Genomic DNA, 13816 nt, shown 5'->3' with positions numbered 1-13816 from the left:
CCGAAGGCCCTGAACCCCGGCCGCCGGAGGCCTACGCGGCCTTTGCCTTGGTTGCGTACATGTCGACGTACTCCTGCCCGGACAGCCGCATGACCTCCGCCATCACCGAGTCGGTCACGGCCCGCAGGACGTACCGGTCCCGGTCCATGCCCTCGTACCGGGAGAACTCCATCGGCTCGCCGAAGCGGACGGTGACGCGGCCCGGCCGGGGCAGACCCGTGCCGCCCGGCTGGAGCTTGTCGGTGCCGATCATGGCGAACGGGACCACGGGCGCCCCGGTCATCAGGGTGAGCCGGGCGATGCCGGTGCGGCCGCGGTACAGGCGGCCGTCGGGGGAGCGGGTGCCCTCCGGGTAGATGCCGAACATCCTGCCCTCCTCCAGCACCCGGCGGCCGGTCATCAGCGCGGCCACACCGCCCCGGCCGCCGTCACGGTCGACGGGGATCATGCCGACGCCGGTGAAGAACCAGGCCATCAGCCGGCCCTTGAGGCCCTTCCCGGTGACGTAGGCGTCCTTGCCGATGAAGAAGACCTGACGGTCGCAGACCAGCGGCAGGATCATCGAGTCGATGAAGGTCAGGTGGTTTCCGGCCAGGATGACCGGGCCGTCGCCCGGAATCCGCTCCGCGCCCTCCGCCCGTAGGCGGAACATCAGGCGCATGATCGGGCCGAGCACTGCCTTGATGAGCGCGAAGCGGGACAACGGGCCCTCCGGTGTCTGGAGATGTCGAGGGATTGAGTATGAGTCTGTGCAGGTGAGGACGATACTCGCGGCCCGGGGCCGAATGCACATCGGGCTCACCGCCTCTTACACACTGTTGACATACGTTTACCTGCGACGGAGTACGTTTCGCCCCGGTCACCCGAACGGAACGGTGTGATGGAGGTCGCTCGCCGTCCGCGCAGAGCGAAAGGCCCTGAGTGCGCCTTCCCGGGCCGGGCCGGAACATGCCGACGGGCCGTCACCCGTCCGGCGGACGGCGCCCCTTGTGTCCCGTACGGCCTCCGGCGACACCCGGCGTCACGCCGGTGTTCGCCACGCGGCCTCCCGTCCGTCACCGGCACCCCCCTACGATCGGCGCGCACGGACGACACGAGACCAGGAGGCGGTCATGGGTACGCGGGAGTCGGACGAGCAGGGACGCGGCACCGGACGCAGGGCGGTGCTCGGGGCCGCGGTGCTGGGCGCGGGCGGAGCGGTCCTCGGACTGCCCGGCGCGGCCAGAGCCGCCCGGGGCGCGGCAGCCGGCGGGCGGCAGGGCGGCGGGCAGCAGGGCGATGGCCGGAAGAGCGGCGGGCTGAAGAGTCTGCCCGTGCCGACGATCGTCGGCCACCGGGGCGCCAGCGGCTACCGGCCCGAGCACACCTTCGGCTCCTACGACCTGGCCCTCGACCTCGGCGCCCATGTCGTCGAGGCCGGTGACCTGGTGCCGACGAAGGACGGTCACCTCGTGTGCCGGCACGAGCCGGAGATCGGCGGCACCACCGATGTCGCCGACCACCCCGAGTTCGCCGCCCGCAGGACCACCAAGACCCTGGACGGGGTGCCCACCACCGGCTGGTTCACCGAGGACTTCACCCTCGCCGAGCTGAAGACGCTGCGTGCGGTCGAGCGCATCCCGGCCAACCGCCCCCACAACACCCTCTACAACGGACGCTGGGAGATCCCCACCTTCGAAGAGGTCCTGAAGTGGCAGGACGAGCAGACCCGCAAGCGCGGTCGGCAGGTGTGGATCTACCCCGAGACCAAGCACCCGACGTACTTCCGCAAGCTGGGCCTCGATCTGGAGGAGCGGATCGCCGCGCTGCTGCGCAAGTACGGCAAGGACAAGAAGGACTCCCCGGTGATCCTCCAGTCCTTCGAACCGGGCAGCGTCCAGCGGCTGCACCGGCTCGTCGGCAATCCGCTCGTGGTGCTGCTGTCGGACGCGCCGAGCCGCCCCTGGGACTTCGTCGAGGCGGGCGATCCGCGTACGGTCGCCGACCTGATCACGCCCAAGGGCCTGAAGGAGATCGCCTCCTACGCGCAGGGCATCGGCCCGACCGTCGACCTGGTCATCCCCAAGGACGCGGACGGCAACTTCACCAAGCCGAGCACGCTCGTGAGGGACGCGCACGCCGCAGGCCTGATCCTGCACCCCTACACCGTCCGCAACGAGAACCCGTTCCTGCCGCCCGCGTTCCGCAAGGGCACCGCCGCCGACGCCTACGGTGACGTCTTCGGCGTGTTCCAGGCCTACTTCGCCACCGGCATCGACGGGATCTTCACCGACAACGCCGACGCCGGACTGCTCGCCCGCGAGGACTTCCTGAGCGGCCCGCACCGCAACCGCTGAACCCCGCCGCCCCGTTCGGGGCGCGCCACGGCCGTACCGGCAGCCCGCGCCGGGACGGCCGTGGCGTTTGGGGTGAGTTGGGTATCTCACAGGGCAACACGGGCCTGGAAGGTCCTAGTTGTCCGGAATGCCCGCAAAAGTTGACCGAACGGGAGGTTGCGGCCCGCGCGGCGCGGGGATAGGAGTGAAGGACGACCGGCGATCAAGTGAGCGGGAGGCGTGCGCACATGGGCATGAGCGTGACCATCTCTGCGGCGGCCGAACAGGACGCGGAGCAGATCTTCAGGTTGCAGTACCTGTGCTTCCAGAGTGAGGCCGCGCTGTACGGCAACTACCGCATCGACCCGCTCGTCGAGAGCCTCGACTCGATCCGTCACGAACTCGCCGAGGACTGCGTCTTCGTGGCGCGGCTCGGCGACGAGGTGGTCGGCTCGGTGCGCGGCCGGGTGACCGAGGACGGTGCGGCCCTCATCAGCAAGCTCTGCGTTCACCCGCGCCTCCAGGGGCACGGCATCGGCGCCCGGCTGCTGCGCGCGGCCGAGGCCGCGCTGGCCGGGGAGCGCGGCGCCACCAGGTTCCGGCTGCACACGGGCCACCGCAGCGAGGGAAACCTGCGGCTGTACCGGCGCGTGGGCTACCAGGCGGTCGGCACCTCCCAGGGCACCGACGGCGTACTGATGATCATCCTGGAGAAGCCGGACGGCAGCTACGCGGCGACCGCGTAGCTGCCGGCGGTCGGGACCCGGATCAGGCTGCTTGCGGCTGCTGCTTCCGCGCCCTGCGCAGCCAGTACATGGCCGACAGCGGGAGCAGCACCGGGATGAAGACGTAGCCCCGGCCGTAGTCCGACCACACGGTCGCGTCGGGGAACGCGGACTGGTCCAGGAGCGTCCACGTGCCGACCGTCAGCACGCCCGCCAGCTCGGCGACGCAGCACGCCAGCGCGGCCCTGCGCGCCTTCTCCCCGCCCCGCACCAGCGAGTACGTGATGAAGCCGTAGACGACTCCGGCGACCGCGGACAGCGAGTAGGCGAGCGGCGCCCGGTCGAACTCCGTGGCGATCTGGTACACCGAGCGCGACACGGCGCCGACGACCATCACGCCGTACAGCCAGACCAGCAGGATGCCCGGACCGCTGATGAGCCGCGCCCCGGCCGGCTTCTCCTCCATGGCGCTCCTCTCACCTTCCCCAGATGTCATAGAGCCGCACCTCCAGAACCGCGAGGACCACGCCGCCCGCCGCGGCCGTCACCGAACCCCAGCGGGTGCGCTCGGTCAGCGACATGAGCCCGGCCGCCGGGACGCACGCGAAGGCTCCCAGCAGATACGCGACGAAGATCGTCGTGCCCTGCGCCGGCTTCTCGCCCCGCGCCAGCGCCACGACCCCGACCACCAGCTGGACCAGGGCGAGCAGCGACACCAGGGCCATGCCGATGAAGTGCCAGTCCTTCGTGGGCTGGTCACGGTAGGCCGCCCAGCCGCACCAGGCGGCGAGCAGCAGCGCGGCGACGCCGGTCACCAGCGTCAGGGCATCAAGCATGCCGCCGACCTTATTACGGGGGTTACGTCCCGCCGCGCCCGGCCCGGCTCCGTGGACCCGGCGCCCGCCGGTGCCGCTTCCCCGGGTGCGGCGCCGTGGCGTTGGCCACAGTCCGCCGGTCCCCGGACCCGCCTCGACCGCGCGGACCGACGCCCGAGGGCCTTGTCCGCACTGGTCACGGGCGCGAAACCCCAGGTCCGTGCCGCATTTCCAGCTGTCCATGCGTGTCCGGCATGTGGACAGCGATGGCCTCCGGTCCCTGCGTCTCTGGTTTACTGACCGCATGACCACGACGAGCGACCGCACCCCTGCGACCGAGGCGACTGTCCCGCCCGGTGCTCGTTGTATGTGTCCTGTACGTCGAATGTGCGCCTTCTAGAGGGCCCCTGTACCAGCTGAGCCTCGCGCCCCGAAGCGAGAGCCCGCGCACGTCCGCACCCGCGTCCGGTCCGCCCGGCGCCCGCGGCCGAGCCACGCCCCCCGCGCACACGTTTCTCCCGGTTTGAGCACCTCTGCGAGAGCTGTGCCGCGTTCTGGCGCCCCCCGACCATGAATGCCGTGCCCGGCGTCCACGACGCGCCGCGCACTCGACAGTGACGGAAACCCACGTGATCACCACATCGGGCCTCACCAAGGTCTACAGTTCGCGCGGCCGCGAGATCACCGCGCTCGACGGCGTCGACCTGCACGTCCGCGAGGGCGAGGTGTACGGCGTCATCGGCCAGTCCGGCGCCGGCAAGTCCTCGCTCATCCGCTGCGTCAACCTGCTGGAGCGCCCCACCTCCGGCACGGTCACCGTCGCCGGACAGGACCTCACCGCCCTGGCCGGCCGCGGCCACCGGGCGGGCAAGGAGCTGCGACGGGCGCGCAGCCGGATCGGCATGGTCTTCCAGCACTTCAACCTGCTGTCCTCGCGCACCGTCCAGGACAACGTCGAACTGCCGCTGGAAATCCTCGGCACCTCGGGGAAGGAACGTTCCCGCAGGGCGCTCGAACTGCTCGACCTCGTCGGTCTCGCCGACAAGGCCCGGGCCTACCCCGCCCAGCTTTCCGGCGGCCAGAAGCAGCGTGTCGGCATCGCCCGCGCCCTCGCCGGCGACCCCAAGGTGCTGCTGTCCGACGAGGCCACCAGCGCCCTCGACCCGGAGACCACCCGCTCCGTCCTCCAGCTGCTGCGCGACCTGAACCGGCAGCTCGGCCTGACGGTCCTGCTCATCACGCACGAGATGGATGTCGTGAAGTCCGTCTGCGACTCGGCGGCGCTCATGGAGAACGGCCGCGTCGTCGAGTCCGGCACGGTGAGCGAACTCCTCGCCACCCCGGGCTCCGAGCTGGCCGCCGCGCTCTTCCCGGTCGGCGGGGAGGCCTCCGGCGACGACCGGACCGTCCTCGACGTCACCTTCCACGGCGAGAGCGCCACCCAGCCCGTCATCTCGCAGCTGTCCCGCACGTACAACATCGACATCTCGATCCTCGGCGCCGCCATCGACACGGTCGGCGGCCTCCAGGTCGGCCGGATGCGCATCGAACTCCCCGGCCGCTACGAGGACAACGTGGTGCCCATCGGCTTCCTGCGCGAACAGGGCCTGCAGATCGACGTCGTCGACCACGACCCGGCCGGGCAGCCGGTGCTGGTGAAGGAAGGTGCCAAGTGACCTGGTCCGAGATGGAACCGCTGCTGTCCCAGGCCAGTTGGGACACGCTCTACATGGTCGGCTGGTCCACGCTCGTCGCCGTCGTCGGCGGACTGCCCCTCGGCGTCCTGCTGGTCCTCACCGACCGGGGCGGGCTGCTGCAGAACGTCGTCGCCAACAAGGTGATCGGGCAGGTCGTGAACATCACCCGCTCGATGCCGTTCATCATCCTGATGGTGGCCCTGATGGGCTTCACCCGCTTCGTCACCGGTACGACCATCGGGCGCGAGGCCGCCATCGTGCCGCTGGCCATCGGCGCCATCCCCTTCTTCGCCCGGCTCGTCGAGACCTCCGTCCGCGAAGTGGACGGCGGGCTGGTCGAAGCCGTCCAGGCGATGGGCGGCAACACCTGGACCGTCGTACGCAAGGTCCTCGTACCCGAGTCCCTGCCCTCGCTGATCGCCGGCACCACGACCACGGTCGTCACGCTCATCGGCTACTCGGCGATGGCCGGCACGGTCGGCGCCGGGGGGCTCGGCGACATCGCCATCCGCTACGGCTACCAGCGCTTCGAGACCCAGCTGATGTGGATCACCGTCGCGATCCTCGCCGTGGTCATCTCGGCCATCCAGCTCGCCGGCGACTTCGCGGCCCGCGCACTGGACCGCCGCTCCGGCCGCTCCGGCCCGGCGCCGAAGCTGCGGCTGCTGAAGGCCGGCGAGCCCGCGACCGCCGGCGCCGGCAAGGCCGCCTGAAGCCCCTCCTCCCCAGACTCCCCGTTCAAGGGGTCGCACCACCCAAGGAAAGGCACTTTTCGTGCGTAACACCACCAAGATCGCCGCTGCTGTCCTCGCCGCCGGAGCCCTCACCCTCGGGCTCACCGCCTGCGGCTCGGAGTCCGGCTCCGGCTCCGCCAAGGCCGACACCGACGCCGCGCTGACGGTCGGCGCCACCCCCAACCCGCAGGGCGAGATCCTCACTTACGTGAAGGACCACCTGGCGAAGAAGGCCGGCCTGAAGCTGGAGGTCAAGGAGTTCACCGACTACGTGACCCCGGACACGGCCGTCCAGCAGGGCCAGCTCGACGCCAACTACTTCCAGCACAAGCCGTACCTCGACGACTTCAACAAGAAGAACGGCACCGACCTGGTGCCGGTGCCGGGCGGCGCGGTGCACCTGGAGCCGCTCGGCGTGTACTCGAAGAGCGTCAAGAAGCTGGCCGACCTGAAGAAGGGCGCCACCGTCGCGGTGCCCAACGACACCACCAACGAGGCCCGCGCGCTGAAGCTGCTCGAGGCGAACGGCCTCATCAAGCTGAAGGCCGGCGCCGGATACGACGCGACCCCCAAGGACGTCACCTCCAACCCGAAGAACATCCAGTTCAAGGAGCTGGAGGCGGCCCAGCTGCCGCGCTCCCTCGGTGACGTCGACGCCGCGGTGATCAACGGCAACTACGCGCTGGAGGCCAAGCTCAGCCCGGCCAAGGACGCCATCGCCGCCGAGGCCGCGCAGGGCAACCCGTACGCCAACATCCTCGTCGTGAAGAAGGGCAACGAGAACGACCCGCGGGTGAAGAAGCTGGCCAAGCTGCTCACCTCGCCCGAGGTGAAGAAGTTCATCGAGGACAAGTACAACGGCGCGGTCGTCCCGGCGTTCTGATCCGCACGACCGGCACCTGCACGACGCACGGGGTCCGCGCCCTCACCGGGTGAGGGCACCCCCACGCCGTTCCGGCAGTGGGGGAGGACCCCGTGGTGCGGTTCAGTGCTTTCATGCTGCATGCTGGGCAGTTCAGCAGGGCCCTGAAGGTTCTTCCGACGGTTACGGAGCGGCGCATGAACAGCACCTTCCCCAACATCTCCATCAGCACGGAGCGGTTGGTGCTGCGTCCCCTCGAGGAGGACGACGTACCCGCGCTGGCCGAGATGATGAACGACGAGCAGGTCGCGGCCTGGACCGACGTCCCCCAGCCCTTCACCGAGGACGGGGCCCGGACCTGGGTCGACGAGTACGCCCCCGCCGAACGCGCCGCCGGCCGGGGTCTGGACCTCGCCGTCGCCGAGTTCCTCACCCAGCGGCTGGTCGGCATCGTCCAGCTGACCAAGGCCGACTGGCACGTGCGGTCCGCCGAACTGTGCTACATCGTCGCACCCTGGGCGCGCGGGGAGGGCTACGCCGCCGAGGCCGCGCTCGCCACCGCGCAATGGCTCTTCGGCGACCAGAAGTTCGAACGCATCGAGCTGCGCACGGCCGCCGACAACACCGCCTCCCAGCAGGTCGCCCAGAAGATCGGCTGCATCAGCGAGGGCGTGCTGCGCAACGCCTGCATAGCCCACGTCCGCACCGAGGACGGCTCGTGGACCGACCTGCGCACCGACTTCATCGTGTGGAGCCTGCTGCCGGAGGACCTGGAGGGCGCGGGCGAACAGCTCGCCGGGTCCTGCGGCTACACGTCCTTCTCGGAATGGAACTGAGCCGCCGCGACCCGCGGGCGCACCCGCCCCGCCCCGCCGCGCACCGGACAGCTCCACCGGGTACGCTCGCGGAACACGCTCTCGGGCGTCCGCACCCCCACGACCTGCGCAATCCTGGAGACTGACGACGATGGCCGACCGGGTCACGGTGATCGGCTGGGACGGTTCGCCGCTGACCGACGCGGCGCGCGGCGCCCTGGGCGCCGCCACCCTCGTGGCCGGCGCGGCCCACCACCTGGCGCTGCCCGAGGTACCGCGCACCGCCGAACGCGTCCGACTCGGCAGTGTCCCCCTCGCCGCCCGCCGCATCGCCACCCACCGCGGCACCGCGGTCGTGTTCGCCGACGGCGACCCGGGCTTCTTCGGAGTCGTACGGGCCCTGCGCGCACCGGAGTTCGGCCTGGAGGTGGAGGTCGTCCCCGCCGTCTCCTCCGTGGCCGCCGCCTTCGCCCGCGCCGGGATGCCCTGGGACGACGCCCAGGTGGTCGTCGCGCACAAGCGCACCCTGCGCCGCGCGGTCAACGTGTGCCGCGCCCACGCCAAGGTCGCCGTGCTCACCGCCCCCGGTGCCGGACCCGCCGAACTCGGCCTCCTCCTGGACGGCGTCCACCGCACCTTCGTCATCTGCGAGGAGCTCGGCACCGAGCGCGAGCAGGTCACCGTCGTCACCTCCGACAAGGCCGCCGACCACACCTGGCGCGACCCCAACGTCGTCATCGTCATCGGCGGCCGGAGCGGCGGCGAGGGCGGCGAGTGGATCGCCGGGCACGACCCCGGCCAGGGGCCGCGCGGCTGGACCCAGCCCGCCGAGGTCTACGGCGGCGGGCTCGGCGAGGGGGAGACGGAGCTGCTCCGGGCCGCCCAACTCGCCCGCCTCGGACCGCGGGTCGGCGACCTCGTGTGGGACATCGGCTGCGGCAGCGGCGCCTTCGCCACCGAGGCCGCGCTCGGCGGCGCCGCCGTCATCGCCGTCGACCGGGACGCACGGGCCTGCGCCCGCACCGAGTCGGCCGCGCAGCGCTTCGGAGTCCGGACGCAGGTGGTGCACGGCACCGCCCCGCACATTCTGGAGAATCTGCCCGAACCGGACGTCGTCCGCGTCGGCGGCGGGGGAGTGGCCGTGGTCTCCGCGGTCGCCGACCGGCGTCCGCAGCGGATCGTCGCCCATGCCGCGACCCGGGACGAGGCCGAACTCGTCGGCCGCGACCTCACCGAGCACGGATACCGGGTCGAGTGCGCCCTGCTCCAGTCCGTCGCGCTCGACACGCGCGCCTGGACGGAGACGGAGCGCAGCGTCGTGTTTCTGCTCAGTGCCGTGCTGCCCGAGCGCGCCCCGTGATCGGGTTGTCCTACCGCTCGCGGTAGGCTGGCCGATTGTTGCACCGCACCGGGTGGTCCGGAAGTTCGTTCGTCAATGTCCGGAAAACCCACCCGATTCAGGGCGGGTGTGGTACGGCAGACCCGGAGAACGCGCAACGTGGCGCAGTCCACAGCGGGCCGTCGCGGATCACGCTGTCGCGGTGGCCGGACGACCGCGAGAATGCCACTCAATGGCTTTGTCGCCTTTTCCGGGCGGGTTGTTCGTGCCGCACGGCGCGGACGCTCGTTCTCCACTGGGGGCGGTCGGTGCGCCGTTCCGGGTGAGCAGGTCGTAGGAGCACTAAACCGATGGGCGAGGGGTACGCATGACCGACACCGGCCAGGTCCCGGGCGAGGGACTGCCGGAGAGCGCAGGCATGGTGGAGCAGCCGGGCGTCTCCGCGCACGGTGCGTACGCCTACCTCTCCGAGTCTCCCGCCCAGGACGAAGACCTGCTGCTGCCGGGCTACCACGGAGCGTGGGGCAACGAGGTGGCCCCGCCCGCCCCGGAGCCGGTCCTCGAGGCCGTCCACCAGCCGGGCCCGCACGAGACGGCCGGCCGCGACACCGGCTCCGTCGACCTCGGCGGTGTGCGGCACCGCGACCAGGCGGCCACGCCGCCGGCCGGGATCCCCGCGGCGGTGCCCCCGCGCCGGCCGCTGCACCTCGGTCCGCCGATCCCCGACGCCTCCGCGAGCCCGGTCCGTTCCCTGGCCGACCGCGGCCCCGCGGACGCGCCGGTCCGCCGGCCCGGACCGCCCACGACCGGCCCCGAGTACCTCGACGTCCCGCAACTGCGCGAGATGGCCCCGCAGGGCGCCGCGCCCTGGGGCGCCCGGCCCACCGTGGCGACCCCCGAGACGGGCGCCGGGGCGGGGACCGCGGAAACGGTTGTCCCGGACCCGGCCCCGCAGCCGGTCGGCGCGGCCCAGGCCGCCGTCGCCCCGCAGGGCCCGGACGCGAGCCACCTGCCGACGGCAGGTCAGGGTCCCTTGGCCGACCCGACGGTGACCGGCGGCCGGACACCGGAGGGTGCCGGTACCGCCGTTCCGATGGCCGGGGTTGAGCCCGGTGGTGTCACCGAGGGCGGTCCGCGGTCGGATGCCACCGGTGTTGCTCTCGGTGCTGCCCTGCCGGACGGCGGGCAGGGTGGGCAGATGCCCGAGGGCGGTTCGCTGTCGGTGGGTGTCGGGGTGGTTCCCGGTATGGCCGTGCCGGTGGCCGGGGTTGAGCCCGGGTCCCAGTCCGAGGGTGCCGTCGCAGAGGGTGTCCCGGGTGCTGGTCAGGTGTCTGAGGGCGGCCAGGTGCCCGAGGGCGGTCCGCTGTCGGTGGGTGCCGGGGTGGTTCCCGGTGCCGCCGTGCCGGTGGCCGGGGTTGAGCCCGGGCGTCAGCTCGAGGGTGCCGTCACAGAGGGTGTCCCGGGCGCCGGTCAGGTGCCGGAAGGCGGGCAGGTGTCCGAGGACGGGCCCCAGTCGGAGGGTGCCGTCGCCGGGGTTGTCCCGGGTGCGGGTTTGTTCCCGGCCGGTGGCCTGACGCCGGAGGCGGGGCCGCAGTTGGAGGGTGCCGGTGTTGCTTCCGGTGCCGCCGTGCCGGATGGCGGGCAGGGCGGGCAGGTGCCCGAGGCCGGTCCGCTGTCGGTGGGTGCCGGGGCCGTTCCCGGTGCTCCCGCGCCGATGTCCGTGGCCGCGCCCGGCGGAGCCGCGGAGCCCGCGCACGCTCCGGGCGGTGCGCACGGTCCGGACAGCGCGCAGGTGACTGACGGCATGCAGGTGCCCGAGTCCGGCGACGTCCCCGAAGGTGCCGCCGAGGCCGCGCAGGCCGGTGAGCCCGCGGAGGCCGCGCGGGCAGGCGTTCCCGCCGACGCCGTGGCCGCCGCCGAGACGGCGCACGCGACCGGCACCGGCCCGGAGGGCGTGCAGGCCGGGCCCGTGCCCGCCGCCGCGCACACCCCCGAGGCGGGCCAGACCCCGGAAGGGGCCGCTGAGCAGGCCGCCCAGGCCGACGTCACGCAGGTTTCGGGGGCCGTCCACACGGCTCGGACCGGCGACACCGCCGCGACTCCCCTGACGGCAGGTCAACCGGCCGAGGCGACGCGGCCTCAGCCGCAGACCGCCGACGCTTCCGAAGCCGCGCCCGTACCGGCGGCTCCCACCGAGGCCACCGCGACGCCCGCCCCGGTCACGGAACAGCCGGTCCCGGAGGCGCCCATCGCCGCGGAGCCCGCCCCGCAGGACGCGGCCGGCACCGCCACCGAACCGGCCGCCGCTCACCTCGCGGACCCCGCCGTCCAGGATGAGCCCGCCGACGCCGCCCCCGGGGCCACCGGAACGGCCGGCCCCCAGCCCGCCCGGCCGGACGCGGCGACGCCGCCCGCGGACCCGGCGCCGGACGAGCACACCCACGGCGTGCCCCTCCGCCCCGGCGTCCCCCTCCAGCCGCAGCCCGGCCAGACCCTCGGAGAATTCGTGCCGGTCGAGGGCTCGGTGCCCACCACCCCGCACCTGGCCCCCACCCCGCCGCACCCCATCGTCGTCCCGGCGGACCAACTCGCTCCGGAGGACCCCGTCACGGTTCCCGCACCCCGCGACGGCGACGCGCCCGCCGCGTCGGCCGAGGAGCCCGCGCCCGATGCCGTCCAGCACGCGGACGACCTGGACACCCACGGCGCCGACCCGGAAGAGACCCGGGAGGAGACCACCCCCGCGCAGGCGCAGGCACCGCGGCCCGTCGGCCCCGCCGCGCCCGGCTACGACGAGGCGGAGCGCGAGGCCGTGCTCAAGGTGATGCGCGAGCGCCGCGACATCCGCAACGGCTTCCGCGCCGACCCCATCCCGCACGAGGTGCTGCTGCGCGTCCTGGAGGCCGCTCACACGGCACCCTCCGTGGGCCACTCGCAGCCCTGGGACTTCGTCGTCATCCGCTCCGCCGAGACCCGGCAGGCGATGCACGAACTGGCCATGCGTCAGCGCGACGCGTACGCCAAGTCGCTGCCCAAGGGCCGGGCGAAGCAGTTCAAGGAACTGAAGATCGAGGCCATCCTCGACACCCCGGTGAACATCGTCGTCACCGCCGACCCCACCCGCGGCGGCCGGCACACCCTGGGCCGCCACACCCAGCCGCAGATGGCGCCGTACTCCTCCGCGCTCGCGGTCGAGAACCTCTGGCTCGCCGCCCGCGCGGAAGGCCTCGGCGTCGGCTGGGTGAGCTTCTTCGACGAGCGCGAGATGGTGCGCGTCCTCGGCCTGCCCGAGCACCTGGAGATTGTCGCCTACCTGTGCGTGGGCTACGTCGACGAGTTCCCGGACGAGCCCGAGCTGATGCAGGCCGGCTGGTCCAAGCGCCGCCCGCTGTCCTGGGTCGTGCACGAGGAGACGTACGGCCGGCGTGCCCTGCCCGGCGAGGACCCGCACGACCTGCTGGGCGAGACCGTCGCGCAGATCCGCCCGCTGGACGCCAAGGCGCTCGGCGAGGCCTGGGAGCGGCAGAAGCGGATGACCAAGCCGGCCGGCGCGCTCGGCATGCTGGAGATCATCTCCGCGCAGCTGTGCGGCCTGTCCCGCCAGTGCCCGCCGCCGATCCCCGAGCCCGCGGCCGTCGCGGTCTTCGCCGGCGACCACGGGGTACACGCCCAGGGCGTCACCCCCTGGCCGCAGGAGGTCACCGCCCAGATGGTGGCCAACTTCCTCGGCGGAGGAGCGGTGTGCAACGCCTTCGCCGCGCAGGTGGGCGCCGAGGTCTGCGTCGTCGACGTGGGCGTCGCAGCCGACCTCCCGGCCACGCCGGGTCTGCTGCCCCGCAAGGTCCGCGCGGGCACCTCCGACATGACCACCGGTCCGGCGATGACCCGCGAGGAGGCCAAGCAGGCCATCGAGGTCGGCATCGAGACCGCCCGCGACCTGGTGGCGGCCGGGAACAAGGCACTGCTCACCGGTGAGATGGGCATCGCCAACACCACGGCGTCCGCCGCCCTCATCTCCGTCTTCACCGGCGTCGACCCCGCCGAGGTCACCGGCCGGGGCACGGGCATCAACGACGAGACCCTGGCCCGCAAGACCGACGTGGTCCGCCGCGCCCTGGAACTGCACCAGCCGGACCCGGCCGACCCCATCGGCGTGCTCGCCGCGATCGGCGGGTTCGAGCACGCGGCGATGGTCGGCCTGCTGCTGGGCGGAGCCTCCCTGCGCACGCCGGTGATCCTGGACGGCGTCAGCGCCGGCGCCGCCGCCCTGGTCGCCCGCGCCATCGCCCCCGAGGTGCTGGCGGCCTGCATCGCCGGCCACCGCAGCGCGGAACCGGGCCATGTGGCCGCCCTCAACAAGCTCGGCCTGCGCCCCCTGGTCGACCTCGACCTGCGCCTCGGCGAGGGCACGGGCGCGCTCCTCGCCCTGCCGCTGGTGCAGAGCACGGCCCGGGCGATGCACGAGGTGGCCACGTTCGACTCGGCGGGGGTCACGGAGAAGTAACCGCCCGGAA

The 13816-nt window shown here is 72.8% G+C and carries 11 protein-coding genes; 8 read left to right on the top strand and 3 right to left on the bottom strand.

Features of this window, described 5'->3' with window-relative positions; translation table 11 throughout:
* Positions 1 to 31 precede the first annotated feature (31 nt).
* Positions 32 to 793: a lysophospholipid acyltransferase family protein gene (locus tag ACIHCX_RS21295; protein WP_400031658.1), complete on the bottom strand. Its 762-nt coding sequence runs from the start codon at positions 791 to 793 to the stop codon at positions 32 to 34.
* A 319-nt stretch (positions 794 to 1112) separates the two neighbouring features.
* Between ACIHCX_RS21295 and ACIHCX_RS21290 the strand changes: the two genes are divergently transcribed.
* Positions 1113 to 2336, top strand: coding sequence for a glycerophosphodiester phosphodiesterase (locus ACIHCX_RS21290; RefSeq protein WP_400031656.1), 1224 nt, complete (start codon positions 1113 to 1115; stop codon positions 2334 to 2336).
* A 227-nt stretch (positions 2337 to 2563) separates the two neighbouring features.
* Positions 2564 to 3061, top strand: coding sequence for a GNAT family N-acetyltransferase (locus tag ACIHCX_RS21285; RefSeq protein ID WP_400031654.1), 498 nt, complete (start codon positions 2564 to 2566; stop codon positions 3059 to 3061).
* 22 nt (positions 3062 to 3083) lie between these two features.
* On the opposite strand, the gene ACIHCX_RS21280 is transcribed toward ACIHCX_RS21285, so the two are convergent.
* Complete coding sequence (locus ACIHCX_RS21280) at positions 3084 to 3536, bottom strand: hypothetical protein (protein WP_400031652.1); 453 nt, start codon at positions 3534 to 3536, stop codon at positions 3084 to 3086.
* A complete protein-coding gene (locus ACIHCX_RS21275) occupies positions 3517 to 3876 on the bottom strand; it encodes a hypothetical protein (RefSeq protein ID WP_400031650.1) in 360 nt (119 codons plus the stop codon). The genes ACIHCX_RS21280 and ACIHCX_RS21275 overlap by 20 nt, the downstream gene beginning before the upstream one ends.
* A gap of 608 nt (positions 3877 to 4484) precedes the next feature.
* Here ACIHCX_RS21275 and ACIHCX_RS21270 point away from each other — a divergent pair.
* The 6 genes from ACIHCX_RS21270 (at position 4485) to cobT (ending at position 13806) form a co-directional block, all read left to right on the top strand.
* Entirely contained in the window at positions 4485 to 5531 is a 1047-nt protein-coding gene (locus ACIHCX_RS21270) for a methionine ABC transporter ATP-binding protein (RefSeq protein ID WP_400031648.1), read from the top strand.
* Positions 5528 to 6265, top strand: a complete 738-nt coding sequence (locus ACIHCX_RS21265; protein ID WP_400031646.1) for a methionine ABC transporter permease — start codon at positions 5528 to 5530, stop codon at positions 6263 to 6265. Before ACIHCX_RS21270 ends, ACIHCX_RS21265 begins: the two co-directional genes overlap by 4 nt.
* Before the next feature lie 61 nt (positions 6266 to 6326).
* The gene (locus ACIHCX_RS21260; protein WP_400031644.1) at positions 6327 to 7169 is read left to right on the top strand and encodes a MetQ/NlpA family ABC transporter substrate-binding protein; all 843 of its coding nucleotides are present in this window, start codon (positions 6327 to 6329) and stop codon (positions 7167 to 7169) included.
* A 176-nt stretch (positions 7170 to 7345) separates the two neighbouring features.
* On the top strand, positions 7346 to 7984 hold the full coding sequence (locus ACIHCX_RS21255; RefSeq protein WP_400031642.1) for a GNAT family N-acetyltransferase: 639 nt from the start codon (positions 7346 to 7348) through the stop codon (positions 7982 to 7984).
* A gap of 130 nt (positions 7985 to 8114) precedes the next feature.
* Entirely contained in the window at positions 8115 to 9323 is a 1209-nt protein-coding gene (cbiE, locus tag ACIHCX_RS21250) for a precorrin-6y C5,15-methyltransferase (decarboxylating) subunit CbiE (RefSeq protein ID WP_400031640.1), read from the top strand.
* A gap of 346 nt (positions 9324 to 9669) precedes the next feature.
* Complete coding sequence (cobT, locus tag ACIHCX_RS21245) at positions 9670 to 13806, top strand: nicotinate-nucleotide--dimethylbenzimidazole phosphoribosyltransferase (RefSeq protein WP_400031638.1); 4137 nt, start codon at positions 9670 to 9672, stop codon at positions 13804 to 13806.
* The last annotated feature ends 10 nt before the right edge of the window (positions 13807 to 13816 follow it).

Source organism: Streptomyces sp. NPDC052043 (assembly GCF_044548235.1).
Lineage (GTDB): Bacteria > Actinomycetota > Actinomycetes > Streptomycetales > Streptomycetaceae > Streptomyces.
This window is presented reverse-complemented; position numbering and strand designations above follow the sequence as displayed.